Genomic DNA, 25,526 nt, shown 5'->3' on the forward strand with positions numbered 1-25,526 from the left:
TGCGCATACCCCGCCGCCGAAGACAATCCTGTCCACCCGCGCACGGGCCGCGGAGAATCGCCGCGTCCCGTGGCAGGAGAGTTCCGATGAAGCCTTGGCTGTTCCTCGCGGTCGCCATCGTGGGCGAGGTGATCGCGACCTCGTCGCTGAAGGCGAGCGAGGGGTTCACGCGGCTGGTGCCGTCGCTGGTCGTGGTCGCGGGCTACGTGGTCGCCTTCTACTTCCTGTCCCTGGTGTTGAAGACCATCCCCGTCGGCGTCGCCTACGCGATCTGGAGCGGGCTCGGGATCGTGCTGGTGGCGGCCATCGCGTGGCTGGTCTACGGGCAGGCGCTGGACGCCCCCGCAGTGGTCGGCATGGCGCTCATCGTCGCCGGCGTGCTGGTGATGAACCTGTTCTCCCGCAGCGTCCCGCATTGACGCGGCCGCAGGGCGTCAGCCGGGTGTGCGCGCCGCGGCGGGGCCGTCGCCGACCCGCTCGCGCAGCCCGGTGCGCCAGGTCCGGCTGCAGGGGAGGGCGGTACCGTCCTTCAGGTGCACGCGGGCGTCGCCGGTGTCGAGCGGCTCGATGGAGGCGATCCGGTCGAGGTTGACGATGTAGCTGCGGTGGATGCGGGCGAAGCGGCGCGGGTCCAGCTTGTCCTGGAGCGCCCCGACCGTGCTGCGCAGCGGGTAGTCGTGGCCGCGCACGCGCAGGTTCACGTAGTTGCCGGAGGCCTGCGCCCACTCGATGTCGTCCGCGGCGACGAGGAACTCGCGGCCGAGCTTGCGGACGAGGAAGCGCTCGGGCCGCTCGACCGGCTCCACCGGCGGCCCGGCGTCGGGTGCGGTGAGCAGGCTGGCCTCGCCCTGCCAGCGCCGCAGCACCAGGCGGTAGAGCTCGATGCCCAGCACCATCGAGGCGAAGCCGCGCACGTCCTTGAGGTACTCGTAGCCGAACTCGACCGGCCAGACGCCGAAGTCGTAGGTCATGCCCTGGCTGCGGTAGACCGCGACCCGGATCAGCACCATGCCCACCACGTGCAGCAGGCTGATCGCGAGGCTGGCGCCGACATAGAGCGGAAGCAGGCGGCGCCAGCTGTCCCAGTGCAGCGGGAAGCGGCGGGTGAAGGCGACCACCAGCGGCACCATCGCCAGCCAGACCAGGTTGCTCGACCATTCCCACGCCGCCGGCTCCCAGGGCGCGAAGTCGAGACCGCGGCGGTGCAGGTCCATCTGCGTGGTGATGCTGTTGGCGGTCGCGTTGACCACCGTCACCACGACCCAGAAGCCGATCTCGAAGCTGCGGCGCCAGGGCTGGAAGCGATGCCAGGCGGTGTCGTCGGAGGGAGGCATGCCGCGCATTCTAGGAGCGTGGGCGGTAGAACGTCCGAGGCGTTGCAGCCGGGTGCCTCTGCCGCCCACGTTCCCGGGAGTCGCCCTATGCCGTGGTCCCGGTTCGTCCCGCGGGGGCCGCGGTTCGTCCCCCGCCGGCCGCGGACGGTCACCTGCAGGGGGCGGGGACGCGCCGGGAGGGCTGCAATGGCGGCGTTCTTAAGCCCTGGGTGACTCGATGGAACGCCGCTTCGACCTCGACCTGGTGCGCGTCTGCGCCTTCGGCCTGCTCGTGCTCTACCACGTCGGCATGTACTACGTGAGCTGGGACTGGCACGTCAAAAGCCCCGAGGCGGGGCCGGCGCTGGAGCCCTTCATGTTCCTCACCAGCCCGTGGCGGCTGTCGCTGCTGTTCTTCGTGTCGGGCGTGGCCACGGCCTTCCTGCTGGCGAAGGCGTCGCGGGGATTCCTGTCCCGGCGTTCGTGGCGGCTGCTCGTGCCGCTGGCGTTCGGCATGCTGGTGATCGTGCCGCCGCAGTCCTACTACGAGGTGGTCGAGCAACTGCCCGGCGGCTACCACGACGGCTACCTCGCGTTCTGGGGACGCTACCTGGCGGGGGACGGCAGCTTCTGCGACGACGACGGCTGCCTGCGCCTGCCGACCTGGAACCACCTGTGGTTCGTCGCCTACCTGTGGGTCTATACGCTGGTGGTCGGGTTCGCGGCACGGCTGGCGCCGCGGGCGCTCGACGGGCTGCAGGACGTGGCCGGGCGGACCTTCGCCGGCGTGCACGCGCTGCTGCTCCCGATCGTTCTCCTCGCGCTCGCGCGCCTGCTCCTGGTCGGGCGCTTCGAGTCCACCCACGCGCTGGTGGACGACTGGTACAACCACGCGCAGTACTTCGCGGTGTTCCTGCTCGGGTTCCTGCTCGCGCGCGCCGAGGGCTTCTGGGCCGCGGTGCGCGCGCTGCGCTGGCAGGCGCTGGGGCTGGCGGCGGCGAGCCACGCCTTCATCGTCTGGTACTTCTACTTCTCCCCCTTCGCCGGCGCGACGCCGCCGGAGGCGCTGCGGATGGCGCAGCGCGTGGCCTGGGGCCTGAACCAGTGGAGCGCCATCGTCGCGATCCTCGGCTTCGCGCAGCGCTTCCGGCACGCCGACACGCCGATGCTGCGCTGGCTGGGCACGGCGGTCTTTCCGGTCTACATCCTCCACCAGACGGTGATCGTCGTCGCGTCGCAGTGGCTGAAGCCGCTCGCGATCCCGGTGCCGGTGGAAGGCCTCCTGCTGGTCGGCATCACCTTCGCGACCTGTGTCCTCGCCTGTGTCGTCGTCCAGCGCATCCGCGTACTGCGGCCCCTGTTCGGGCTGCCGTGGCGGCAGGCCGGCGGCGGCACGCGGTGAGGCGCACTCACCGCAGCACGGCCGGCTCCAGCCGCGCGAGCTTGTCGGGGTTGCGCATGACGAAGACGTCGGCGACAGCGCCGTCCTCCGCGAAGCCGAAGGACACGGCCGCGGTCACCGCGCCGGCATGGCGCACCAGCAGCCCGGGGCCACCGTTGAGCGCCACCTCCTCCAGGTGTGCGTCTGCCCACCACACGTGCAGGCCGGCCTCGATGAAGCGCAGCACCTCGGGGCCGCGCATCACCCTGCGTGTGGCCGTGGCCCGTCCGCCGCCATCGGCGGTGAGGCGCACGTCGTCGGCCAGGAGCCGGGCCAGCACCGCCGTCGAGCCGCTCTCGACGGCGTCGCGGAATGCCGCCAGCAGGCGCCGCTGCAGCGGGGCGGGGGTGACGTGGCGGACGCGTGCCCGCTCCACGTGTCCCCGCCCGCGGGCGACGAGCTGGCGGCACGCGGCCTCCTGCATGCCGAGCGTGGCGGCGACCTCGGGATAGGGCCGGTCGAAGATCTCGCGGAGCAGGTAGGCGGCCCGCTCGCGCGGGGTGAGCCGCTGCAGCGCGAGCAGGAACGCGGTGCCGAGCGAGGCCGCCATGGCCTCGTCCGTCCCGGGGTCGTCCGGCGCGACCGCATGCACGGGCTCCGGCAGCCACGGCCCCACGTAGTCCACCCGGCTGCGGTCCGCCGCCCGCAGCATGTCCAGGCAGTGCCGCGTGCAGACGGTGGCGAGCCACGCAGCGGGACTGGCGATGCCGTCGCGCTCGCCTGCCTGCCACTTGAGGAAGGTGTCCTGCACCGCGTCCTCGGCGTCGGCGCGCGAGCCGAGGAGGCGGTAGGCGAGGCCGAGCAGCATCGGGCGCGCGGCCTCGAAGACGGCGGCCTGGTCGTCGGGGCCGGCGGGCATGTCAGTGGTTGGCGGCCTGGGTGCGGTTCCAGAGGTTGATCATCGCAACCTCGGCCGTCAGTGCGGCGATCTCGGTCGCGGAGAAGTGCTCGGCGAGCGCGGCGCGCAGCCCGGCGTGGCTCGCTCCGGGATCGAGCGCCGTCAGCGCCTCGGTCCACGCGAAGGCGGCCTTCTCGCGCGGCGTGAAGTCGCTCACGTGCCGCCACACCACCAGGCGGTCGAGGCGCTCCTCGCGCTCGCCGTCCTCGCGCGCCTCGCGGGTGTGCATCTTCACGCAGAAGGCGCAGCCGTTGATCTGCGACGCGCGCAGGGCCACCAGGTGGTGGAGCGTCCGTTCCAGGCCGAGCCCGTCGATCGCGCCCTGTACGCGGAGGAGGGCCTGCATCACCGTCGGCGCCTGGGCGTCGAGCCGGATGGCGAGGGTGTCTTTCATGGTCGTGGTTCCGTTCGAGCGGGAGTGCTCGACGGAACGACGATCCGGCGGCGCCGGATGTGACATGCCGCCTCAGTCCGCGGCTGCCGGCGTCCGCGCCAGCGCGCGCACGACGTCGGCGACGGCCTCCGGCGCGTCGTAGTGCACGGCGTGGCCCCAGCGCGGCACCACGATCGGCGGCGGTGCGCCCGCGATGCGCGCCACCCGCTCGGCCCAGCGCTGCGGGGCGATGGGGTCGCGGGCGCCCCGGATCACCCGGACCGGGATGCGCAGCCGCACCAGCGGCCTTTCGATGCGGTGCGCGACCATGGCGCGCAGCTCCCCGGCGAGGACGGCGCCGCCGGCGCGCGGGTAGTCCCGCGCCGTCCACACGGCGAACGAGGGCCGTTCGTGCGCGCCGCCGCGCAGGGCGCGCAGCAGCTGGGTACGGACGCGGCGCCCGCTGGCGTCGCAGGTCGGCCCCACCAGCACGAGGGCGCGGACGCGATCCGGCCGCCGCGCCGCGACCTCGGCCGCCACCTGGCAGCCGAGGGAGTGGCCGACGAGCACGGCATCCTCGATGGCGTTGGCCGTCATCCAGGCCTCGGCCGCCGCGGCCAGTCCCTCGACGTCCAGAGGGCGCGGGGCGTGGGCGCTGGCGCCGTGGCCCGGCAGCTCCGGCACGTGGACCGGGCCGTGCGCGGCCAGCCGCGCGGCGAGCGGGACGAGATAGCTGCTGCCGATGCCGTAGCCGTGCAGCAGGACGACGGGCGGGCCCGGCGGGGGCGTTCCGCGGCCGGTCAGCGCGCGCACGTGGAGCGGGCGCCCGGTGCCGCAGCCCGGTGGCGGGGCGATCTGCGTCCATCGCACCGCGAGCCGCGTGGGTCGCGCCGGTGGCTGCGCAGTTCGCGCGCGATGCGGACTCCGGTCGCTGTCGCATGGACCGCGAGGACCAGAGCCGCGGCCCCGGCGATGCGCCACGCGCCGCTCATGCGGCCAGCGGCTCCCGCCGCCAGGCGGCGTAGCGCCGTCGCCAGCTCGTCGCCAACGCGGAGGGGGGCTCCGCGAACAGGCGCGCGCCGAGGGAGGCGGCGCGGCGTTCGAGGTCGCGCTGGTGCGCCCGGACCCGCTCCGCGAGCGCATCGACGACGGCGGGCTCCACGTCGGCCATGCCGCGGGCCCGCTCGACCAGCACCGCCAGGTCGTGATGCTGCCCGAGCACCTCGCCGAGTNGGTCGTGATGCTGCCCGAGCACCTCGCCGAGTTCCGCGGCGCAGGCGCACTGCGCACGCATGGGGCCGGGCCAGATCGGCCGCAGCAGGCGCAGGTGGAAGGTGTGGTCCTTGCAGCGCTTGCGCCAGTCGTGGAAGGCCTCCTCGTCGCCCTTTGCGCAGGCGGCGCGCATGGCCTTGCGTCCGCGCCGGTAGCTGGCGACGAGGCCGTCCTCGAAGGCCTCGAAGCCGTCGTGCGACAGCCGCCAGCGCTCGATCCTGGGGAGTGCGGCCGCGAGCGATGCGCGCGCCGCGCGCAGCAGCGCGTCGGGATCGCAGTCGTCCGCGACCGCGGTCCGCCGGAGGCAGAGCTGGTGGCGGATGGGCGCGAGCGCCTCCGCACCGTCGGCGCCCGTGGCCTCCACGACCCGGTCGAAGGCACCGAGCAGGACCTCCGCGTCGCGCAGCGGCCCCAGCGGGCGGGCGATGTCGCGGAAGGCGGCGTTCTCGTCACGGTAGTCGCCGAAGGCAGGGCGGACCAGCCGCAGCAGGCCGCGGACCTTCTTGCAGCGCTTACGCACCTCGTGCACCGCCGCCGCGGTCGTCCTGCGGGGATCGTCGATGCAGCGCAGCGCGCCCTCGACCTGCTCGCGGGCGATGCGGCGCAGCGCCGCCTGGGCGGTGGGATCGTCGTGCGTGACGCGATAGGACATGCCGCTCCTCCGGATCGATTGGACGGAGGTCTAGCACCGGTCCCGTGAGCGCGCGGACAGCGTCGGGTGGATGCGCGGTGGTCGAGGAAGGTTGCAATGACCGATGGCAGTACGCAGCCGGCGCCACGCGGCGGTAGTGTGCGCGCCGCCGGAGGGATCCGGTGTCCCCGGCCCCGACCATGCCCAGCCTTCGCCTCGCTCCACTCCTGCTCGCCGCCGCCCCCGCCTCCGCGATCCAGGTGGACGGGATCATCGACCCGGTCGAATGGGAGGGCGCGCTGCACGTCACCGACTTCCGCAAGACCCAGCCGCTCAACGGCGAGCCCGCCTCGCTGCCGACCGAGGCCTGGGTGCTGGCGACGCCGGAGGGGCTCGCGGTCGCCTTCCGCAACGTGCATCCCGCATCGGTGCCGCGGACGCGCCAGCGCGTGCAGCGCGACTTCGGCTCGCAGGTGGACCGCGTCAACCTGATCGTGGACTTCGACGGCGACGGCCGCACCGGCTACAACTTCACCGTCGCCTCCACCAACGACATCTACGACGCGGTCGTCACCAACGAGTCGGAGTTCAATGCCGACTGGGACGGCAGCTGGCTGCACGCGGTCGCCGACGAGGGCGAGGTGTGGACGGTGGAGATGCTGGTGCCGTGGCACATCGCCTCCATGCGCGACGCGCCCGGCGAGACCCGCACCCTGCGCATCTACCTCGACCGCGTGGTCGGCGCGACGGGCGAGCGCGTCGCCTGGCCGCTGGCGAGCTTCGAGCGGCCGCGCTTCCTCGCCGACTTCACGCCGATCGAGGTGCCCAAGTACAGCCAGTCGCTGCTGGCGGTCACGCCCTACGTGTCCGGGCTCTACGACAGGGTGCGCGGCACCCGCGACGGCAACGCGGGCGCCGACCTGTTCTGGAAGCCGAACGGGCAGTTCCAGCTCTCCGCCACGGTGAACCCGGACTTCGGCCAGGTCGAGAGCGACGACCTCGTCGTCAACTTCAGCGCCACCGAGACCTTCGTCAGCGACAAGCGCCCGTTCTTCACCGAGAACCAGGGCATCTTCGAGTTCACCACGCCCTCGGACGACAGCCAGCTGCTCTACACCCGCCGCATCGGCGGGCCGCGCGACGACGGGCGCGGCGCGGCCGACATCGACGCGGCGATCAAGCTCAACGGCAGCTTCGGCGCCACCAAGTACGGGCTGTTCGCCGCCGACGAGGCGGACGAGGTGGGCCGCTCCTTCCGTGCGCTGCGGCTGGTGCGCGACTTCAGCACGCAGAACCTCGGCCTGATGGTGACCCAGGTCGAGCGGCCCTTCATCGACCGCGAGGCCACCGTCGTCGGCGTCGACCACAACTGGCGGCCGACGCCGCGCTGGAACGTGCGCACGCGCCTGATCGGCAGCGACGTCGAGCACGCCGGCACCCAGGTGCGCGACACCGGCGCCACCGTGTGGGCGGACTACGAGATGGACGGCGGCTGGCGCCAGCAGTGGATCGCCATGCACTTCGGCGACGGGCTGCAGATCAACGACGCCGGCTACCTCGCGCGCAACGACAACGACTACGCGCACTGGCAGGTCTCGCGGCGCTTCACCGACCTCCCCGAGACCTCGCGCTACGTCTCCAAGGACTGGCGCTGGCGCGTCTCGGGCAGCTACAACGAGGCCGGCGACCGTCTCAACAACCAGTTCCGCATGAGCCGGCAGAGCCGGCTGCGCGACGGCAGCAGCGAGTTCCTGCAGGTCAACGTCAACAGCGCGCGCGTCGACGACCTGCTGGCCCGCGGCAACGGCGCGCTGCGCCTGCCGCCGTCGGCGGTGCTGTTCGCGGAGTACTCGCGCCCGCGCAAGGGCGCCTGGGCCCACGCGCTGGAGGCGGAGCTCTACGGCGGCGGCCTCGCCGGCAACGACCGCGCCGGCTGGAGCCTCTACTACACGCCCACCTACTACGTGAGCGACGCGCTCAACGTCTACCTGGGCGGCTACGCCGGGCACCGGCCCTCGTGGCTGGTGTGGCAGGGCGGCGACCTCGTCGGCGAGTTCGACTCCCGCGAGCTGCACGTGGACGCCGGCGTCCACTGGGCGCCCAGCGCCCGCCAGGAGCTGCGCGTGAAGCTGCAGGCCATCGGCCTGAACGCGCGCACCCGGCAGGGCTACAGGGTGGGGCCGGGAGGCGCGCCCATCGCGGTGGACGACCCGGTGGACGACTTCAACGTGCGCACCCTCGGCTTCCAGATCCGCTATCGCTACGAGCTGGCGCCGCTGTCCTTCCTCTACGTCGTCTACGGCCGCGGCGGCTATGCCGAGGAGCCGCTGTACGACGACAGCCGCAGCCTGCTGCGCGACAGCTTCTCCCTGCGCGACGACGAGCAGCTGCTCGTCAAGCTGAGCTACCGCTTCGAGATGTAGCGACCGGGCCGTGGGCGCGGGCTCACGGCCCGCCGCGCGTCTCCAGCAGCGTGCGCAGCGCGCGGATCTCCTCGCGCAGCGCGCGCACCTCGGCGTGCACGTCCTCCTCGATCTGGTCGCGCGCGTGGTCCAGGGCCTGCAGCGTCTCCGCCTGCTCCGCGTCGGCGACCGTCTGCATCGCATCGACGATGACGCCGATGAACAGGTTGAGCATGGTGAAGGTCGCGATGAGGATGAAGGGGATGAAGAACGCCCAGGCGTAGGGGAACTCCTCCATCACCGGCCGCGAGATGCCCATCGACCAGCTTTCCAGCGTCATGATCTGGAACAGCGTGTAGAACGAGCGGCCGATGTCGCCGAACCAGTCCGGGAACGTGCTGCCGAACAGGTTGGTCGCGATCACCGCGCACACGTAGTACACCAGCACCAGCACCATGCCGATGGAGAGCAGGCCCGGCACCGCGCCCAGCAGGGCGCCGACCACCCGCCGCATCGAGGGCACGATGGTCAGGACGCGCAGGACGCGCAGCACGCGGAGCGCGCGCAGCACCGAGAACGGCCCCGTCGCCGGCACCAGCGCGATGGCGACCACCGTGAAGTCGAACAGGCTCCACGGATCGCGGAAGAAGCGCGCGCGGTGGACGAACAGCCGGATCGCGATCTCCACCACGAACACCGCGAGGATGAGCTTGTCGAGCAGGCGGATCGCCGCCCCGGCCGCGTCCATCGCGCGCGGGGAGGTCTCCAGCCCGAGCAGGATGGCGTTGACGACGATCAGCACGAGGATGCCCGCCTGCACGCGCGGATGGCCGATGAAGGCGTGCAGCCGGCCGCGCAGGCCGGCGTGGGCGGGAACAGCGGTGTCGCTCATGATCTCTCCGGAAGGAAGTGGCGCGCAGCGCCGGCGCCGCGGGCGGTGCCGGCGGCGGGTCCGAGGGCGCGAGGACGCGAATGCTAGCGTGCGGCGCCGTGCGCCGCGCGCTGGCGGAACGGACAGCCGGTCACCGAGAATCGGGTGCATGGACATCCGCATCGACCCGCTCACGGGGCCCGCGATCGCAGCGCTGCTGCAGGAGCACCTGGACGACATGGCCCTGCACTCGCCGCCGGAGAGCGTGCACGCGCTCGACCTGGAGCGGTTGCGGCGGCCGGGGATCACCTTCTGGACGGCCTGGGAGGACGGGGCGCTGCTGGGCTGCGCGGCGCTCAGGGCGCTGGATGCCGAGCACGCCGAGCTGAAGTCCATGCGCACCGCACGTGCGCACCTGCGGCGGGGCGTGGCCGCGGCCCTGCTGCGCCACGTCATGGAGGAGGCGCGACGGCGCGGCTTCCGGCGGCTGAGCCTGGAGACCGGCTCGCCGGCGGCCTTCCTTCCGGCGCGTGCGCTGTACACGCGCTTCGGCTTCGTCCTCTGCGGCCCCTTCGGCAACTACGGGCCCGATCCCTACAGCGTGTTCATGACGCGGGCGCTGTAGGCGCGCCGACGCCGCTGCGGCGGGGCGTCCGCCGGGACGACGAGGGCGCCCCGGCGGTGCGCGACCGGGCGGCGGCCGGTGCCGCGTCCTCCCGCGGCCGCCGCTCCTGCGCGGCCATCGCGGCGCGGACCGAGCGCGCCGCCAGGCCGCGCGCGGGTGGGCTGTTCAGGTTCATGGGCGGGTCTCCTTGCCGACGTGCCTCAGGGTGCCGCGCGGAGGCACACGGCACGTAGACGGATGCTGTGTCCCGCTTGCCCGATCCTCGCGACCGTGGCGGATGCCGCGGCCGGGCCACGGAACGGAGCAGGACCATGCGCAGCGGCGTGCGGACGTACTTCAGGCGCAGGATCAAGGATCTCGTGCTCGGCGCGAACGACGGCATCATCACCACCTTCGCCATCGTCACCGGGGCGACCGGCGCCAGCCTCTCGCCGCGGGTGGCGCTGGTGCTGGGCATCGCCAACCTGTTCGCGGACGGGCTTTCGATGGGCGCGAGCAACTACCTGGGGCGCAAGTCCGAGGCCGACAGCGACGCCACCGCCGACCCGCGCGGCGCCCTCGGCGCCGGCCTCGCGACCTTCGCCGCCTTCGTGGTCGCCGGCGCCATCCCGCTGGTCGCCTTCCTCGTGCCCATGGCGCCCGCCAGCCGCTTCCCGGCCGCCTGCGCGCTGACCGCCGGCGCCCTGTTCGGCTTCGGCGCCATGCGCGCCGTGGTCACCCGCCGCTCCTGGCTCTACTCCGGGCTGGAGATGCTCGCCATCGGCGCCGCGGCCGCCGTGGTCGCCTACGTCGTCGGCTGGGCACTGGCCGGGGTGGCGGGGCTGGACATGGTGTAGTGGGTTGGGTTGGGTTGGGTTGGGTTGGGGCTTGGGGCTCGGGGCTTGGGGCTTGGGGCTCGGGGCTCGGGGCTCGGGGCTTGGGGCTTGGGGCGTGGGGGCTTGGGCGTGGGGGCTTGGGCGTGGGGGCACGACAAGCCGCAGTGCCCGCTCCTCCTGCCCCGTGCCCTAACCCCTAAGCCCCAAGCCCTGATAAAGCCCTTCCCCAGCTAGTGCGAGAACCACACCGGCAGATGCGCCCGCTCCGAGAGCGTGCGGGTGACGCCGCCGAAGACCTGTTCGACCACGCGGGCGCGGCCGTAGCCGCCGGCGACGAGGAGATCGCTGCCGGCTTCGCGCGCATGGGCGAGGATCGCCTCGCCGGTGCCGTGGCCGGTCTGCGGCAGGGCCACCGCGCGCGGGCGGACCCCGTGCGCCCGCAGCAGGTCGAGGATGTCGGCCGAGGCGGCTTCCGCGCGCGCTTCCTCGTCGTCCGGCGCGCCCACGGTCAGCACCTCCACCTCGTCTGCGCGGACGAGGACCGGCAGGGCGTCGTGCACCGCGCGCACGGCCTCGCGGACCGGCTTCCAGGCCACCGCGACCCGGCCGAGCCGCACGGGGGAGGGCGTCGCCGGCGGCACCAGCAGCACCGGGCGGCCGGCGCCGAGGAGGAGGGTGCCGAACAGGCGGCGCTCGCCCTCGGTGGGCGCTTCGGTGCGGCCCAGGACCACCGCGTCCGCGACGCGTGCGTGCAGCAGCGCCTGCCGGCCGGGCTCCAGCCACGGGGTGCCGGCGACGTCCACGCGCCAGCGGACCTCGGCCGGGCGCAGGAGCGCACGGGCGCGGGCGGCCAGATCCTCCGCCGCCGCATCGACCGCGCGTTCCAGGCCGAGCCGCGAGACCGCGTCGAGATGCCCGGCCGCCAGCGTCAGCGGGCCGGTGGTGCTCCTGCCCACGAGTACGCGCACCTCGCCGTCGTGCAGCGCGGCGAGCGCGCAGGCGGCGTCGAGCGCGCAGGTCAGGACCCGCCCCTGCATCAGGGGCACGAGAACGGTACGCATCGCGGTGGCCTCAATGTGCGTAGAGGACGGGAAGCGGCGCGGCCGCCAGCAGCTCGCGGGTGACCCCGCCCATGACCCATTCGCGCAGCTTCGAGTGGCCGTAGCCGCCGACGACCAGCAGGTCGGCGCCGGTGCGCGCCACGTGATCGAGCAGGACGCCGCTGATGGCGCGGTCCTCCGCCTGCCGCACGACCACCTCCACCTTGATGCCGTGGCGGGCGAGGTGGCGCGCGATCGCGGCGCCGGGTTCGTCGCCCTCGCCCATCTCGCCGCCGATGGGATCGACGATGACCACGTCCACCGTCTCCGCCTCCCGCAGCAGCGGCAGCGCATCGTGCAGCGCGCGCGCGGCCTCCGGCGTGGGCCGCCATGCGACCACCACGTGGCGCAGCGGCCCGGTGTGCGGTGCGCCGCGGGGGACCACCAGGACCGGCCGCCCCGACTCGAACAGCAGGCTGCCGAAGTAGGTGTCGGCGACCTCGGCCTTGGCGTCGCCGCCGAGGCCGGCCGCCCCGGCCACCACGGCGAGGTCGGCGTAGCGCGCGGAGCGTGCGGCCGCGCCGGACGGCCCCAGCAGCGGCGCCTCGACGAGGCAGACCTCGGCGGGCACCGCCTCGCGCTGCAGGCGCGCGCGCAGCCGCTCCACGTTCTCGTGCGCGCGCGCGCGGAGGGTGGTGTAGACGTCGCCCACCGAGAGGTCGGCGGTGAAGCCCCACGGGCTGATCGCCGGCATCGGCAGGTTCACGATCTCGAGCACGGTGAGGTGCCCGTTGTGCCGGGCGGCCAGGTCGATGGCCGTCTCGAGCGCGTCGCCGTCCGCGGGCGTGCCGGTCATCGGCACCACGATGTCCCTGAGCATGTCGCGTCTCCTGAACGAGGCCTTGGGGCGTGCATTGGGCGCTCTGCGGCACGCGCCGGCCTTGATCTCGATCAACCGCGGCGAAAGGCCCGGCCGCGGCGCCGGCGGGTCGTCGCACGATCTGCGACCGCCGCGGGCATACTGCCGCCGGGAGAACGCTATCCGTCGCTTCGTCGTCGCGAGGTATCGCATGCATCGTCGCCGCACCCCGTACTTCCTCCTCCCGTGCCTGCTCGCCCTCGGCGGCTGCACCGCGCCGCAGGACGCACCGCCGCCGCCCGGCCGCGACGCCGGCGTCGTCGCCGGCCAGGCGCTCTACCGCGAGCGCATCGCGCCGCCGCCGGGCGCCCGCCTGCGGGTGCAGCTCATCGACGCCACCCGCGCCGACGCGCCCGAGGCGGTCCTGCTGGAGCACGAGCAGGACGCCGGCGACGGTCCACCCTTCGCCTTCTCGCTGCCGTACGCGGCGGAGCAGGCGCGGGAGCGCCTGGCGCTGCATGCGGAGCTTCACGACGGCGAGGGCAACCTCTGGTTCGTCACCCCGTCGCGGGTGCCGTACGCCCCGGCCGAGGGGCGGCCGGTGGAGCTCGTGATGGCCTTCGCCGGCGGCGAGCCCACCGCGGGAGGCCCGGACGGCGCGCCCCTTGCCGGACCCTGGGAGGACGCCCGCGCGCGCGGCGTCGTCGTCCGCGCGCTCGGCCAGGAGCCCGGCTGGGTCGCCGACGTCGGCGAAGGCGGCGCGCCGCGGCTCGCGCTGCAGCTCGACTACGGCACCCGCCAGCTCGACGTGCCGGCCGCCGAGGTCGCCCGCGACGGTGCCGTCACCACCTACCGCGGCACCGCCGGAGACACCTCCGTGGTGCTGCGGATCGTCGAGGCGGCGTGCGAGGACGTGATGAGCGGCGAGCCGTTCCCGGCACGCGCCGAACTCGAGGTCGAGGGCCGCCAGCTCGCCGGCTGCGCCCGCCGGCTCGCGCCCTGACGCGTCAGGAGGAGGCGGCGAACAGCGCGCGCTTCTCCGCCGGGCGCAGCCGCTTGATGGCGTATTCCGCGCGGCTGGCGGCGGCGCGGTCGGGGTGGGCGATGGCGCCGAGCACGCGCAGCGGCGGGTTCGCCCGGGTGTAGCGCGCGCCGCGCCCCGCCCGGTGGGCGGCGAAGCGCGCCTCCACGTCCACCGCGATGCCGGTGTAGAGCGCACCGTTGGCGCATTCGAGCAGGTAGACGTACCAGGGGCGCATGCCGCGGATGGTAGGGCCTGCCGTGGCGGCGGCGCACGCGTGGGTCAGGGCGCGGCGATGCCCGCGCGCTGCAGGGTCTCGCGCGCCTCCTCGCGGGCCTCGGGCGTCATCGGCAGCCCGGCGTCGTCGGCGTTGGCGCCCGGCGTCAGCGCCAGCTCGACCAGGATGGGGAAGTGGTCGGAGCCGATGTCGGGCAGGCGGGCGATGCGGCACAGCGTGAAGTGGTCGCTGTGGAAGAGGTGGTCGAGCGGCCAGCGCAGCACCGGGATCCGTGCGCTGAAGGTGTTGAACATGCCGCGGCCGATGCGCGGATCGAGCAGGCCGCTGACGCGCCGGAACAGCCGCGTGGTGCGCGACCACGCCACGTCGTTGAGGTCCCCGGCCACGACCGTGGGCAGCGGGCAGCGCGCCGCCTCGCGGCCGACCAGCACCAGCTCGGCGTCGCGCTCCTCGGAGCCGTCCGCTTCGCCCGGTGCGGGCGGGCGCGGGTGCAGGCAGTACAGCCTCGCCCGGCGGCCGTCCCCGAGCCGCAGCGTGGCGCGCGCCGAGGGGACGTCGTCCTCCACCAGGAAACGGATCTCCGCGTCCTCCAGCGGCAGGCGCGAGTACACGTGCATGCCGTAGAGGTTGTCGAGCGGGCAGCGCAGGACGTGCGGCATGGTCTCCACGAGCCGGTCGAGCCGCGCTTCCCACCAGGCGTCGGTCTCGATCGCGATGAGCACGTCCGGCCGCTCGCGCTGCACGAGGTCGAGCAGGGGCGCGCGTCGCGGTTGGTCATCAGCACGTTGCTGGCGAGGATGCGCAGGCGCGGTTGCCCGGGGGCGGTGCAGGCGCGCACCTCCCTCCGGTGCAGCCGCGTGTACGGCCAGATCCACCACGCCTGCCAGGCCAGGCAGGCGGCGTTGGCGCCGACCACGGCGTAGGCCGCGACATGGTCGAAGGAGCGCAGCGCGAGCTGGAGCGCCAGCACCACCGCCGACAGCACCACCAGCTGCAGGCGCGGGAAGTCGAAGCCGCGCACCCACCAGCGGCTGCTGCGCGAGAGCGGCAGCAGGGTCGCGACGACGAGCAGGGCGGTGGCGGCGCCGAAGATCCAGGTGAGCATCGTTGACCCCGGGAAGCTCCGCGGATTCTGCGGGCGCCGCATTCGCATGGCGTGACGGGCGGCCGTGCAGACTCGCCCGCATGGCTCTCCCCGACCGCATCAGCAGCACGCCTCCGCGCGGCGCACGCAGGCTCACCGCCGCCGAGGCAACGGCGACGCGCGGGATCTTCGGCACGGCCATCGACCTCGACGCCGTGCGCATCCATCGCCGCGGCTACCTGTGGTTCGGGCTGCAGCGTCCGGACACGGCGATGGCGCCCGACGGGCACGTCTATTTCCCGGAGCCATGCTTCCGCGAGGACTTCGCGGATCCCGCGCAGCCCTGGCTGGGGCGCTGGCTCGTCCACGAGATGACCCACGTCTGGCAGCGCCAGATGGGCTATCCGGTGAAGTGGCGCGGCGCGATCCGGCTGGGGCTGTCCTATCGCTACCGGCTGGCGCCGGGCCGCACCTTCCGCGACTACGACATGGAGGCGCAGGGCGAGCTGCTGGCCGACTGGCATGCGCTGCGGACCGGGCGCCCGGACTGCATCCGCGACCCGCGGCACCGCGCCGACCCGCACTTCCGAGGCCGCCTGCAGGCGGCGCTGCGCGACTTCCTGCTCGATCCCGGCGACCGCGACAACCTGCCGCCGCTGGTCGGCCGCTGGCGGCTGCGCCGCTGAGGCGTCAGCGCACGCGGACCTCGACGCCGGCGAAGCCGACCACCTGGCCCGCGCGGATCTTGCAGGTCTTGCGCAGCTCGACGCTGCCGTCGACCGTCACCGCGCCCTCGGCCACGCGCTGCTTGCCCTCGCCGCCGCTGCCGACCAGGCCGGCGAGCTTGAGCAACTGGTTGAGCTCGACGACGTCGTGGCCGGCGTCGAGGGCGAAGTCGATGGTCTTCATGGGGATCGAGGGATGCTGGTCGTGGGAGCGGCTTCAGCCGCGAGGGGATGACGCCGGGTTGTCCATCACGGAGCCGCCGGCCGCTGCGCCAGCCAGCGGTCGAGCGCATTGGCGAAGGCCTGGCGGTCGCGGGGATGCAGCGTCGACGGGCCGCCCGTCTGCACGCCGGCACCGCGCAGCTCGTCCATGAAGTTCCGCATCGACAGCCGCTGCGCGATGGTGTCGGCGGTGTACATCTCGCCGCGCGGGTCGAGCGCCTGCCCGCCCTTGTCGACCACGCGGGCGGCGAGCGGAATGTCCGCGGTCACCACCAGGTCGCCCGCCCGCATGCGCTCGACGATCTCGCCGTCCGCCACGTCCGGCCCGCCCGCGACCTGCATGCTGCGCACGAAGCGCGACGGCGGCGTGCGCACCCACTGGTTGGCGACCAGCACGACCTCGACCCGCGCCCGCTCGGCGGCCCGGAAGAGGATGTCCTTGATCGCGTTGGGGCAGGCGTCGGCGTCGACCCAGATCATTGGGGAAGCGGGAAGCGGGAAGCGGGAAGCGGGAATGGGGAATCGGGAACAGGAGGGCCGACGGCCTGTAAGGTCGTCATTCTAGTCCGACCTCCAGGTCCCCACTCCCGATTCCCTCTTCCCGCTTCAGCTCTTCCCTCCCACGCCCTCACGACCATGCCCACCGACTGGCGCACCCGCCTCATCCATCCGTCCCGCCGCGCGCCAGAGGGGTTCCGGTCGCTGGCGACGGCGACGCATCGCGGTTCGACGACGCTGTTCGGCAAGGCGGCGGACCTGGAGGACAACTGGAAGCAGCGCGAGGGCTACACCTACGGCCTGTTCGGGACGCCGACGGCGCGCGAGCTGGCCCTGCGGGTGGCGGAGCTGGAGGGGGCGGAGGAGAGCTTCCTCGCGCCGAGCGGCCTGGCCGCCATCGCCTTGGTGTGGTTCGCCTTCGCGCGCAGCGGCGCGCACGTGCTGGTGCCGGACAACGTGTACACGCCCAACCGCGTGCTCGCGGACGACCTCGCCCGGCGCTTCGGCGTGGAGGTCGAGTTCTACGACCCCCTGTGCGGCGGCGACATCGCCGGGCTGCTGCGCGAGGAGACCGTGCTGGTGTGGTGCGAGAGCCCGGGCTCGGTGACGATGGAGATCCAGGACGTGCCCGCCATCGCCGCCGCCGCGCACGCGCGGGGCGCGCGCGTCGCGCTCGACAACACCTATGCCGGCGGCGTCCTGTTCGACGCCTTCACGCACGGCGCGGACATCAGCATGCAGGCGCTCACCAAGTACGTCGGCGGGCACAGCGACCTGCTGATGGGTGCGGTGTCGGCGCGTGACCCCGCCTGCCGCGAGGCGCTGGATCGTGCACGGCGCCTGCTCGGCCTCAACGTCTCGCCGGACGATTGCGCGCTGGCGCTGCGCGGCCTGCAGACCCTCGGCGTGCGGCTGGCGCAGCTCGAGGCCTCCGCATTGGCGGTGGCGCGCTGGCTGGACGCGCGCCCGGAGATCGAGACCGTGCTGCATCCCGCGCTGCCCTCGTGCCCGGGGCACGACATCTGGCGCCGGGACTGGTCGGGCTCGGCAAGCCTGTTCTCGGTGGTGTTCGACGCGCGCTTCGACCGGACGGCGATCGAGGCCTTCGTCGACCGCCTGCGCCTGTTCGGCATCGGCTACAGCTGGGGCGGCGTGGCCAGCCTCGCGCTCCCGCACTTCCAGCTGCACCGGCACGGCCGCGGCGTCGGCGAGCGCCTGGTGCGCTTCAACATCGGCCTGGAAGCCGTCGACGACCTGATCGCCGACCTCGCCCAGGCGCTGGAGGGGGTTGGAGGAGTGAGTGGAGAGGAGTGAGAAGCGAGGGCCAGTGCGTGCGCTTCCTCTCGCTTCTCACTCCTCAATCTCTCGCTTCTCGCAGCAGAAGCGCCCCCTCCCCAACCCTCCCCCGCTGTCCGCGGGGGAGGGGGCTGGTCGGTCGAGGAGTCGAGTGGGAAGGAGTGAGAAGCGAGGGCCAGTGCGTGCGTCTCCTCTTGTCTCTCGCTCCTCTCCACTTACTTCTCCGCCGCGAAAGCTCCTTCCCCCGCTTGCGGGGGAAGGCCGGGATGGGGGTGCGGCGCGCGCAGCGCGCTGCTCGAGGGGCAGGGGGAAGAGGCGGGAAACGAGCAGTCGCATCGCTCGTTTCTCACTCCTCATCTCTCGCTTTCCGCAGCAGAAGCGCCCCCTCCCCAACCCTCCCCCGCTGTCCGCGGGGGAGGGGGCTGCCGGTGCTGCGTAGGGTGTGTGACGAGGCGCGGGAAAGAGCGGCGATGCGGGTAGAGAGCGCAACCCTCCGCCGTGCGCGACCTGCTCCTTCCCCCGCCTGCGGGGGAAGGCTGGGATGGGGGTGGCGCGCGTAGCGCGCTGCTTGAGGGTCAGGGAAAGAAGCGGGAAACGAGCAGTCGCACCACGCGTTTCTCACTCCTCATCTCTCGCTTCTCGCAGCAGAAGCGCCCCCACCCCAACCCTCCCCCGCTGCGCGGGGAGGGGGCTGCCGGTGCTGCGTAGGGTGTGTGACGAGGCGCGTAGGGAAAGAGCGACGATGCGGGTAGAGAGCGCAACCTTCCGCCGTGCGCGACCCGCTCCTTCCCCCGCCTGCGGGGGAAGGCCGGGATGGGGGTGAGGCGCGCGCAGCGCGTTGCTCGAGGGGCAGGGAGGAAGAGGCGGGAAACGAGCAGTCGCATCACTCGTTTCTCATTCCTCATCTCTCGCTTCTCGCAGCAGAAGCGCCCCCTCCCCAACCCTCCCCCGCTGTCCGCGGGGGAGGGGGCTGGTCGGTCGAGGCGTCGAGTGGGAAGGAGCGGGAAACGAGCAGTCGCACCACGCGTTTCTCACTCCGCATGCCTCACTCCTCACACCCCTCACTCATGCACGTCGCGCACGAAGCGGTCCAGCAGGCGCACGCCGAAGGCGGTGGCGCCGGGCGGCACGGTCGGCTGGATGCTGTCCTCGAACCAGGCCATGCCGGCGATGTCCAGGTGCGCCCAGGACACGCCCTCGTCGACCCAGGTGCCGATGAAGTGGGCGCCGATGCCGGCGCCGGCACCGCGGCCGCCGCTGTGGCGGACGTCGGCGATGGGCGACTGGATGTCGCGGGCGTAGGAGGGATGCAGCGGCAGGCGCCACACCGCCTCGCCGGAGGCCTCGCCCGCCGCCGTGAGCTGGGCGGCCAGCGCGTCGTCGCGGGAGAACAGGCCGGCGTAGTCGTCGCCGAGCGCGGTCACCACGGCGCCGGTCAGGGTCGCGACGTCGATCACCACCCGCGGGCGGTACTGGCGCTGCACGTACCAGAGCGCGTCGACCAGCACCATCCGCCCCTCGGCGTCGGTGCTGGTGATCTCGAAGGTGCGGCCGGCGGCGGTGCGGACGACGTCGCCCGGGCGGGCGGCCATGCCCGAGGGCATGTTCTCGGCCAGTGCGGCCACCGCGACCGCGTTCACCGGCGCGCGGCGCGCGGCCAGGGCCAGCACCGCGCCGGTCACGGCGGCGGCGCCGCCCATGTCGGTCTTCATCCGCCACATGCCGTCGTTGGGCTTGAGCGAGACGCCGCCGGTGTCGAAGGTGATGCCCTTGCCGACGAAGGCCAGCGGCGGCTCGCCGCGGGTGCCGCCGTCGTAGCGCACCAGCAGCAGGCGCGGCGGCCGGGCGCTGCCCTGGCCGACCGAGAGGATGCCGCCCATGCCGAGTTCCTGCATCGCGGGCACGTCCAGCACCTCGATGCTCACGCCCGGTACGCCGCGGAAGGCGGCGCGGGTGCGCTCCACGAAGGCCTCGGGGTACAGCACGTTGCCCGGCTCGGTCACCAGGTCGCGCGCGAAGCGCACGGCCTCGGCCACCGGCTGCCACTGCGCCCGGTAGCGCTCCGCCGCGGCGGCGCCCGCCGGGGTGCGGATCACCAGGTCGCCCTGGCCGGTCACCGGCATGTCGGTCGGGGGCATGCGGTAGGTGTCGAAGCGGTACTGGCCGAGGTCCGCGCCGAAGGCCAGGTGCGCGGCCGCATCGGGTTCGGTACCGGCCCACAGCAGCTCGATGCGCTCGGCGGGGCTGCGCGCGGCCATCTGCCCGACCGCGCCGCCGACGTCCTCCAGCACCCGCGGCGTGACCGGCCCGCTCCCGATGCCGACCAGCAGCACGCGGTCGTAGCGGCCGATGCCCGGCAGGTCGAGCTGGGTGTTGGGCTTGCCCTGGAAGGCCGCGGCGGCGACCGCGCGACGCAGGGCGCCGGCGTTGGCCGCGTCGATCTCGGCGAAGACGGCGCCGGGGTCGTCGCCTTCGGCGACGGCCAGCGCGATGGTGCCGGACGCGGGCACGGCGTAGGCGTCGAACCGCAGTTCGCGGCGTGCGTCCGCGGGCGCGGAGACGAGGGCCAGGAAGGCTGCCAGCATGAGCGGCCTGATGAGGGTTTGCAGCATCGATGACTCCGTTTGGAAAGCGGGTACGGCGGCCGGGCCGCCACGGACGCGAGCAGGTCCATCGCCCACCCTAGCAACCTCGTCCGCCGCGGGCGAGTTCCAGAGGACCTGTCCATGGCGGACCCGCGCCGCGCGGCGAGGCCGCCCCCGCATCGCGGACGCGGCGCGGACGCTAGCGGTCGATCGCCGGGAACGCGGGGAGCCGGCGCAGCCAGCCGGCCACCCGCTCGGCCCAGGCGCGCTGCCCGGCGGCGTCGGCGATCAGGTCCTGGCGCAGCTCGAGTTCGAGATAGGGCAGGCCGCGGCGCTCGGCATGCACGGGGATGGCGTAGTCGGTCTCGTCGCTCACGGAGTAGGGCGCGTTGTCGCCGACCACCCACTCGCCCTCGGCCCGGATCATGTCGCGCAGCGCGTGCGACGCGCGCGCGTCGTGCTGGTAGAGCACGCCTACGTGCATGTCGCGCGCCTGGTCCATGTAGACCGGGGTGAAGCTGTGCACCGACACCAGCACCGTCGGCAGCCCGGCCGCCGCGCGGCGGTCCAGCTCGGCGGCGATGGCGGCGTGGTAGGGCGTGTGGATCTCGCGCAGGCGCGCTTCGCGCTGCACCGGGTCGAGCCCGACGTTGCCGGGGATGTCGGTGCGCTCGCTGCGCTCCGGCACCAGGCCCGGCACGTGGTGCGGGCGGTTGCAGTCGATCACCAGGCGCGAATAGGTCTGGGTGACCAGGAAGGCGTCGAGCAGCGCCGCGAGGTGCAGGGCCACGCCGCGCGCGCCGATGTCCCAGGCGATGTGCCGGTCCCATTCCGGCGCGGGCACGCCGAGGTCGCCGAGCGCTTCGGGCACGGCGCGGCCGGCGTGGTCGCAGATCAGGACGAAGGGCGAGGCGCCGGCGGCGCGCTCGACGACGAAGGGCGGCGGATCGTTCGGGCCCAGGAGGCGGAAGGCGGACGTCGGGTGCATCCGCGGGAGGGTAGCAGGGGCGGGGAGCGCGTCCGAGGCGTGCGAAGCGGAGAATGCAGTCCCGCTTCCGGCTCGCCCCCGCCGTCCTCAGCAGCCCGGGGTGCGGCCGATGACGTAGCCGGCGGCGACGCCGCCGTCCTGGATCACCGCGACCGAATCGGCGACCTGGGTGCCGCGGCAGTCCGCGGTGCGCACGAAGACCTCGCCTTCCGCGGTCGCCTGCCGGGTGAAGGCCGACAGCGCCTGGGCGACCTCGTCGGGCGTCTGCCCGAGGCTGAGCCCGTGCGGCAGCTCGCCCAGGGTGAGCACCTCCGGCGCCACCGGCGTGCAGCCGGCGGCGAGCGCGGGCCGCGCGGGCATCACCCGGCTCTGGGTCACCACGTCGCCGCTGCGCTCGTCCGCGGCGAAACGCAGCTCCAGTTCGTGGTTGGTGGCGTCGCGGACGCGGTAGCAGATCTCGGTGGCCACGTCGTCGGTGTTCCCGCGGCGGATGCGGTTGGCAGCGCCGAGGCGCAGCGCGACGTCGTCGAGGGTGTCGTGGCCGAGGGCGATGCCGCCCACCCGCGGCGGTTCTGGGGCGGGCGCGCCGGTCGGGGCAGTGGCGCAGGCTGCCAGGGCGAGGGCGCAGGCGGCGGGAAGGCGTCGTTTCACGCGGATGCGGGGCCTGGTTGGACGGACGCCGGAGTATCGGCGGACGGGCGTGGACGGTGCGTCCCGGTCGGGGGTGGCGTTCCTTTCCGGTTCAAGCGCGCCGGTTCGGGCACGGCCTCAGCCGCCCGCAATCAGCGCGGCCAGCGCATCGAGGTCCGCGGCGGCGCCGGGCAGGCCGCTGCCGGGCGCCGGCGGCACGTGCCGGTCCAGCATGAGCGCGAAGGCGATGCGGCGGCCGCGGGCGTCCTCGACCACGCCGGCGAGCGCATGGCTGTAGCGCAGGGTGCCGGTCTTCGCGCGCAGGCGCCCCGCCGCGGGCGTGCCCTGCATGCGGTTGCGCAGGGTGCCGTCCACGCCCGCGACCGGCAGCGCGTCCAGCAGCGCGGCGCCCCAGGGCTGGCGCTGCGAGTGCGCGAGCAGGGCGGTGGTCGCGCGCGGCGTCACCAGCGTCTTGCGCGACAGCCCGGCGCCCTCCTCGAGCAGGGCGGTGTCGGGGTCGATGCCCGCCCCGGCGAGGAAGGCCCGCAGGCCGCACACGCCCCAGCCCTCGGTGGAGGCGGGCGGCCTGCCGCCGTCGACGCAGTCGCCGCGCGCCTGCGCCGCGAGCCCGGCCTGCAGCAGCAGGTGCTGGGCGGTGAGGTTGTCGGAGTCCTTGAGCGCGGGCCGCACCAGTTCCGCCAGCGGGGGCGAGACGACGCGGCCCAGCGTCGTGCCCGCGGGCAGCGGCGGTGCCGGCCAGGCGTGCACCCGCACGCCGCCGTCGATCCGGATGCCGCGCTCCGCCAGCGTCCCGTGCAGCTCCCGGGCGGCCATGCGCGCGGGGTCGGGCGCGGCCAGGCGGAACTCGCGCGCCGCGCCGGTGGCGCGGCCGTGCACGACGAGTTCGTCGCTGCCGGGCGCGCGGTAGAGGCCGAGGTCGTCGGCGCCGCCCGTGCCGGGCGCGAGGTGGCTGCGGGTGCTCAGGCCGGCGGCGGCCGGCGCCTCGACCCGCCCGTCCGGGTGCACGCGCACGAGCACCGCGTTGCCGCCGCTGCCGAGCGCCGGCGCCGTCGCGCCGAAGGCAGTCTGCAGGTCGCCGGCCTCCCAGCCCGACCCGAAGGGCGGCCCGGCGTAGCGGGTGGTCTCGGCGACCAGGTCGCCGCGTACCCGGCGCACGCCCGCCTGCGCCAGCGCGTCGGCCAGGCGGCTGCGCCACTGTGCGGCGGCCTCGCCCTCGCGCATGCGGCCCAGGCTGGGATCGCCGCCGCCGCGCAGGACCAGGTCGCCGTGCAGCACGCCGTCCGCGTCGATCCGGCCCGTCGCCTCCAGCGTCGTCTCGATGCGGTGCTCGGGGCCGAGCAGGGCCAGCGCCAGCGCCGCGCTGTACAGCTTGGCGTTGGAGGCCGGGATCGCGCGCGCGTCGGGGGCGTAGGCGGCGAGGGTGCGCCCGCTGTCCAGGTCGAGCACGTGGATGCCCCAGTGCGAGGCGGCGAAGCGCGGCTGGGCGACGTGCCGTGCGATGGCGGCCACCAGGCGTGCGTCGTCGCCGTGCACGGCGGCGGGCGCGACGGTCGCCGGCGACGCGGCTGGCGCGGCCGGCGGCGGTTGCGGTGCCGGTGCGGGACGCGGCGGCGCGCTCGCGCAGCCGGCGAGCAGGAGGGCGAGCAGCAGGAGCGGGCGTGGGCGCGGTGCGTTCATGCGTCCTCCGACAGGCGCGCGAGCAGTGCCTGTGCCGCGGCCGGGTTGCGCGCCTTGGCGGCGCTGATGAAGAACACGAAGACCTCGCGCGGCGCGCCTGCGCCGGCGTCTCCGTCGCCGATCCTCGGCAGGCCGGCCGGCGTTCCGCCCTCGGCCCAGGTCCGGGCGTGTCCGGTCCAGGCGTCGAGTTCGGCGGCCGTGTAGCCGAGCGCTTCGTGCTCCCGGCTGCGCATCAGCCGCGCGTAGGCGAAGTCCGCGGTGAGGTCGGCGATGTTCGGGAACGCCGCGGCGTCGGTGTACACCGTCGCCACGCCGTGGCGGCGCGCGAGCGCGAGGTAGTCGGCGCAGGCGAAGCTCGGGTGCCGCACTTCCAGCACGTGGCGCAGGGGCAGGCCGCCGGTCGTGCGCGGCAGGGCGGCGAGGAAGCCGTCGAGGTCGTCCGGGTCGAAGCGGTGCCCGGCCTGGAACTGCCAGAGGACGGGGCCGAGGCGGTCGCCCAGCTCGGCGGGCCCGCCGGCGAGGAAGCGCGCCGCGGCGTCCGCGGCCGGCGCCCAGCGGCTGCGGCCGACCACCGCCTTGGGTGCCTTCAGCGCGAACACGAAGCCGTCCGGCACGTCGCTCGCCCAGCGCGCGAAGGTCTCGGGCTTCTGCGGCCCGTGGAAGGTGCCGTTGATCTCGATCGCGCTCAGCCGGCGGCTGGCGTATTCCAGTTCGCGCCGCTGCACCAGGCCCTTCGGATAGAAGTTGTCGCGCCAGGGGGCGAAGGTCCAGCCGCCGATGCCCACGCGGATGCGGCGGGCGGCCGCGGGCGCGGCGCTGGCGAAGAGGTCGGCGGGGCGGGTGTCCATGGCGGGGGAGTCTCGGCGGCGGCGCGGCAGGCCCGGATGAAGGTGTCGGGGCGTCAGCGCCCCACGTCCTTGGCCTCGGCGGTGGCGAGCAGCTCCGGCGCGTCCAGCCGGCGCGGCCGGCTGATGAGCGGATGCACCAGCACCGCGGCGAGGATGACCGCCACGCCGAGGTAGAACTGCAGGCTGAGCTCGTGCTGCTCGCCGAGCAGCAGGATGGCCAGGACGATGGCGTAGACCGGCTCCAGGTTCACCGCGAGCTGGGCCGCGAAGGCGGTCATGTGCCGCAGTGCGACCAGGGACAGCGCGAAGGGCAGCAGGGTGCAGGCCAGCGAGAGCACCACGATCAGGACCGCGTCGCGCGCATCGGGAAGCGCGAACAGCGCGCCGGCGAAGGCCGGGAATATCAAGGGCATCAGCGGCGCGAGCAGGGTCAGGGCCAGGGTGCCGGCACCGAGTTCGACGGCGGTGACCGTCAGCGGGTCGGCGTGCTCGACCAGGCGCTTGTTGAGCGAGCCGAACAGCGCCACGAGCAGGGCGGAGAGCGCGCCGACGGCGATGCCCACGCGCATGTCCACCGAGACGCCGCCCACGACCAGCGCCACCCCGGGCAGCACGCCGAGGCCGAGGGCGAGTTCGCGCCGCGAGAACCGGCGCCGCGCCAGCACCGGCTCCACCACCGCCGTGAACGCCGTGGCCAGCGCGATGCAGGTGGCCGCCACCGAGGCGTTGGCGAGCTTGATGGCGCCGTAGAAGGTCAGCCAGTGCAGGGCCACCAGCACGCCGACGCCGGCGTAGGCGCCGACGAGCCGCCAGGGCAGGGCGCGCAGGCCCCGCCACACGCGCGGCACCAGGGCCAGCGCAGCCACCACCAGCAGCATGCGCCACCACACCAGCGGCAGCGCGGCCAGGGTGATCAGCTTGCCGAGGATGGCCGTGAAGCCCCACAGCAGGACGCAGGTGTGGATCTGGAGCTGGGCGCGCGTGGCGGGTGCGAGCGGCATGCGGACGGGCGGCGGACGATGGAGGGGGCGCAGTGTCGCCGATCGGCCGCCGCGCGGGCAGGGCGCGCGGCGGGGACGGCCGCGTGGCGGTCAGGGCGCCCGTCCGGCGGCGCCGGACGACCCCGTACATGACGCCTTTATCCGGCTTCCGG

Annotated in this window: 26 protein-coding genes; 8 read left to right on the plus strand and 18 right to left on the minus strand. The window is 74.1% G+C overall.

The annotated features are described in order from the left end of the window. Positions 1-86 precede the first annotated feature (86 nt). Complete coding sequence (locus ACFO3Q_RS08825; protein WP_377004297.1) at positions 87-419, plus strand: DMT family transporter; 333 nt, start codon at positions 87-89, stop codon at positions 417-419. A gap of 15 nt (positions 420-434) precedes the next feature. On the opposite strand, the gene ACFO3Q_RS08830 is transcribed toward ACFO3Q_RS08825, so the two are convergent. Then, positions 435-1,334, minus strand: a complete 900-nt coding sequence (locus ACFO3Q_RS08830; RefSeq protein ID WP_377004298.1) for a LytTR family DNA-binding domain-containing protein — start codon at positions 1,332-1,334, stop codon at positions 435-437. A gap of 217 nt (positions 1,335-1,551) precedes the next feature. On the opposite strand from ACFO3Q_RS08830, the gene ACFO3Q_RS08835 reads away from it, so the two are divergent. Further along, a complete protein-coding gene (locus tag ACFO3Q_RS08835) occupies positions 1,552-2,715 on the plus strand; it encodes an acyltransferase family protein (RefSeq protein ID WP_377004299.1) in 1,164 nt (387 codons plus the stop codon). 7 nt (positions 2,716-2,722) lie between these two features. On the opposite strand, the gene sigJ is transcribed toward ACFO3Q_RS08835, so the two are convergent. The 4 genes from sigJ to ACFO3Q_RS08855 form a co-directional block, all read right to left on the minus strand. Next, the gene (gene sigJ, locus ACFO3Q_RS08840; RefSeq protein ID WP_377004300.1) at positions 2,723-3,613 is read right to left on the minus strand and encodes an RNA polymerase sigma factor SigJ; all 891 of its coding nucleotides are present in this window, start codon (positions 3,611-3,613) and stop codon (positions 2,723-2,725) included. 1 nt (position 3,614) lies between these two features. Then, positions 3,615-4,046 carry a carboxymuconolactone decarboxylase family protein gene (locus tag ACFO3Q_RS08845; RefSeq protein WP_377004301.1) on the minus strand — a complete coding sequence of 144 codons (432 nt, stop codon included), beginning with the start codon at positions 4,044-4,046 and terminating at the stop codon, positions 3,615-3,617. Positions 4,047-4,118: 72 nt separating this feature from the next. After that, on the minus strand, positions 4,119-4,838 hold the full coding sequence (locus tag ACFO3Q_RS08850; RefSeq protein WP_377004302.1) for an alpha/beta fold hydrolase: 720 nt from the start codon (positions 4,836-4,838) through the stop codon (positions 4,119-4,121). A gap of 175 nt (positions 4,839-5,013) precedes the next feature. Continuing rightward, a complete protein-coding gene (locus ACFO3Q_RS08855) occupies positions 5,014-5,949 on the minus strand; it encodes a CHAD domain-containing protein (RefSeq protein ID WP_377004303.1) in 936 nt (311 codons plus the stop codon). Positions 5,950-6,128: 179 nt separating this feature from the next. On the opposite strand from ACFO3Q_RS08855, the gene ACFO3Q_RS08860 reads away from it, so the two are divergent. Further along, entirely contained in the window at positions 6,129-8,351 is a 2,223-nt protein-coding gene (locus tag ACFO3Q_RS08860) for a DUF5916 domain-containing protein (protein ID WP_377004304.1), read from the plus strand. A 22-nt stretch (positions 8,352-8,373) separates the two neighbouring features. Here ACFO3Q_RS08860 and ACFO3Q_RS08865 read toward each other — a convergent pair whose 3' ends face one another. After that, on the minus strand, positions 8,374-9,222 hold the full coding sequence (locus tag ACFO3Q_RS08865; protein ID WP_377004305.1) for an ion transporter: 849 nt from the start codon (positions 9,220-9,222) through the stop codon (positions 8,374-8,376). A gap of 148 nt (positions 9,223-9,370) precedes the next feature. On the opposite strand from ACFO3Q_RS08865, the gene ACFO3Q_RS08870 reads away from it, so the two are divergent. Next, positions 9,371-9,826 (plus strand): GNAT family N-acetyltransferase, encoded by a 456-nt coding sequence (locus tag ACFO3Q_RS08870; protein WP_377004306.1) that lies wholly within the window; start codon positions 9,371-9,373, stop codon positions 9,824-9,826. Positions 9,827-10,137: 311 nt separating this feature from the next. Next, positions 10,138-10,662 (plus strand): VIT1/CCC1 transporter family protein, encoded by a 525-nt coding sequence (locus ACFO3Q_RS08875; protein ID WP_377004307.1) that lies wholly within the window; start codon positions 10,138-10,140, stop codon positions 10,660-10,662. 209 nt (positions 10,663-10,871) lie between these two features. On the opposite strand, the gene ACFO3Q_RS08880 is transcribed toward ACFO3Q_RS08875, so the two are convergent. Next, positions 10,872-11,702 (minus strand): universal stress protein, encoded by an 831-nt coding sequence (locus ACFO3Q_RS08880; RefSeq protein ID WP_377004309.1) that lies wholly within the window; start codon positions 11,700-11,702, stop codon positions 10,872-10,874. A 10-nt stretch (positions 11,703-11,712) separates the two neighbouring features. Next, positions 11,713-12,561, minus strand: coding sequence for a universal stress protein (locus ACFO3Q_RS08885; protein ID WP_377004310.1), 849 nt, complete (start codon positions 12,559-12,561; stop codon positions 11,713-11,715). Positions 12,562-12,751: 190 nt separating this feature from the next. Between ACFO3Q_RS08885 and ACFO3Q_RS08890 the strand changes: the two genes are divergently transcribed. Then, positions 12,752-13,543: a YbaY family lipoprotein gene (locus ACFO3Q_RS08890; protein ID WP_377004311.1), complete on the plus strand. Its 792-nt coding sequence runs from the start codon at positions 12,752-12,754 to the stop codon at positions 13,541-13,543. Positions 13,544-13,547: 4 nt separating this feature from the next. On the opposite strand, the gene ACFO3Q_RS08895 is transcribed toward ACFO3Q_RS08890, so the two are convergent. Both ACFO3Q_RS08895 and ACFO3Q_RS08900 read right to left on the minus strand, forming a co-directional pair. Beyond that, the gene (locus ACFO3Q_RS08895; RefSeq protein WP_377004312.1) at positions 13,548-13,799 is read right to left on the minus strand and encodes a GIY-YIG nuclease family protein; all 252 of its coding nucleotides are present in this window, start codon (positions 13,797-13,799) and stop codon (positions 13,548-13,550) included. A 44-nt stretch (positions 13,800-13,843) separates the two neighbouring features. Then, positions 13,844-15,085 carry an endonuclease/exonuclease/phosphatase family protein gene (locus ACFO3Q_RS08900; RefSeq protein ID WP_377004313.1) on the minus strand — a complete coding sequence of 414 codons (1,242 nt, stop codon included), beginning with the start codon at positions 15,083-15,085 and terminating at the stop codon, positions 13,844-13,846. Here ACFO3Q_RS08900 and ACFO3Q_RS08905 point away from each other — a divergent pair. Then, positions 14,985-15,569, plus strand: coding sequence for a hypothetical protein (locus tag ACFO3Q_RS08905; RefSeq protein WP_377004347.1), 585 nt, complete (start codon positions 14,985-14,987; stop codon positions 15,567-15,569). The two genes, ACFO3Q_RS08900 and ACFO3Q_RS08905, sit on opposite strands and share 101 nt — an antisense overlap. A gap of 4 nt (positions 15,570-15,573) precedes the next feature. Here ACFO3Q_RS08905 and ACFO3Q_RS08910 read toward each other — a convergent pair whose 3' ends face one another. Both ACFO3Q_RS08910 and ACFO3Q_RS08915 read right to left on the minus strand, forming a co-directional pair. Beyond that, a complete protein-coding gene (locus ACFO3Q_RS08910) occupies positions 15,574-15,792 on the minus strand; it encodes an RNA-binding S4 domain-containing protein (RefSeq protein WP_377004314.1) in 219 nt (72 codons plus the stop codon). Positions 15,793-15,857: 65 nt separating this feature from the next. Further along, on the minus strand, positions 15,858-16,310 hold the full coding sequence (locus ACFO3Q_RS08915) for a YaiI/YqxD family protein (protein WP_377004315.1): 453 nt from the start codon (positions 16,308-16,310) through the stop codon (positions 15,858-15,860). Between the two features lie 156 nt (positions 16,311-16,466). On the opposite strand from ACFO3Q_RS08915, the gene ACFO3Q_RS08920 reads away from it, so the two are divergent. Then, positions 16,467-17,642: a cystathionine beta-lyase gene (locus tag ACFO3Q_RS08920; RefSeq protein ID WP_377004316.1), complete on the plus strand. Its 1,176-nt coding sequence runs from the start codon at positions 16,467-16,469 to the stop codon at positions 17,640-17,642. 1,043 nt (positions 17,643-18,685) lie between these two features. Here ACFO3Q_RS08920 and ACFO3Q_RS08925 read toward each other — a convergent pair. From ACFO3Q_RS08925 to ACFO3Q_RS08950, 6 genes are all read right to left on the minus strand, one after another. Continuing rightward, positions 18,686-20,236 (minus strand): leucyl aminopeptidase, encoded by a 1,551-nt coding sequence (locus tag ACFO3Q_RS08925; protein WP_377004317.1) that lies wholly within the window; start codon positions 20,234-20,236, stop codon positions 18,686-18,688. A gap of 172 nt (positions 20,237-20,408) precedes the next feature. Beyond that, the gene (locus ACFO3Q_RS08930) at positions 20,409-21,197 is read right to left on the minus strand and encodes an N-formylglutamate amidohydrolase (protein ID WP_377004318.1); all 789 of its coding nucleotides are present in this window, start codon (positions 21,195-21,197) and stop codon (positions 20,409-20,411) included. 87 nt (positions 21,198-21,284) lie between these two features. Then, a complete protein-coding gene (locus tag ACFO3Q_RS08935) occupies positions 21,285-21,848 on the minus strand; it encodes a hypothetical protein (protein WP_377004319.1) in 564 nt (187 codons plus the stop codon). 117 nt (positions 21,849-21,965) lie between these two features. After that, positions 21,966-23,525: a D-alanyl-D-alanine carboxypeptidase/D-alanyl-D-alanine endopeptidase gene (gene dacB / locus ACFO3Q_RS08940; RefSeq protein WP_377004320.1), complete on the minus strand. Its 1,560-nt coding sequence runs from the start codon at positions 23,523-23,525 to the stop codon at positions 21,966-21,968. Further along, positions 23,522-24,373, minus strand: coding sequence for a DUF72 domain-containing protein (locus ACFO3Q_RS08945; protein WP_377004321.1), 852 nt, complete (start codon positions 24,371-24,373; stop codon positions 23,522-23,524). Before ACFO3Q_RS08945 ends, dacB begins: the two co-directional genes overlap by 4 nt. A 53-nt stretch (positions 24,374-24,426) precedes the next feature. Continuing rightward, positions 24,427-25,374, minus strand: coding sequence for a DMT family transporter (locus ACFO3Q_RS08950; protein ID WP_377004322.1), 948 nt, complete (start codon positions 25,372-25,374; stop codon positions 24,427-24,429). Positions 25,375-25,526: the final 152 nt, after the last annotated feature.

The sequence above is a fragment of the Coralloluteibacterium thermophilum genome (assembly GCF_042654365.1).
Taxonomy (GTDB): domain Bacteria; phylum Pseudomonadota; class Gammaproteobacteria; order Xanthomonadales; family Xanthomonadaceae; genus Coralloluteibacterium; species Coralloluteibacterium thermophilum.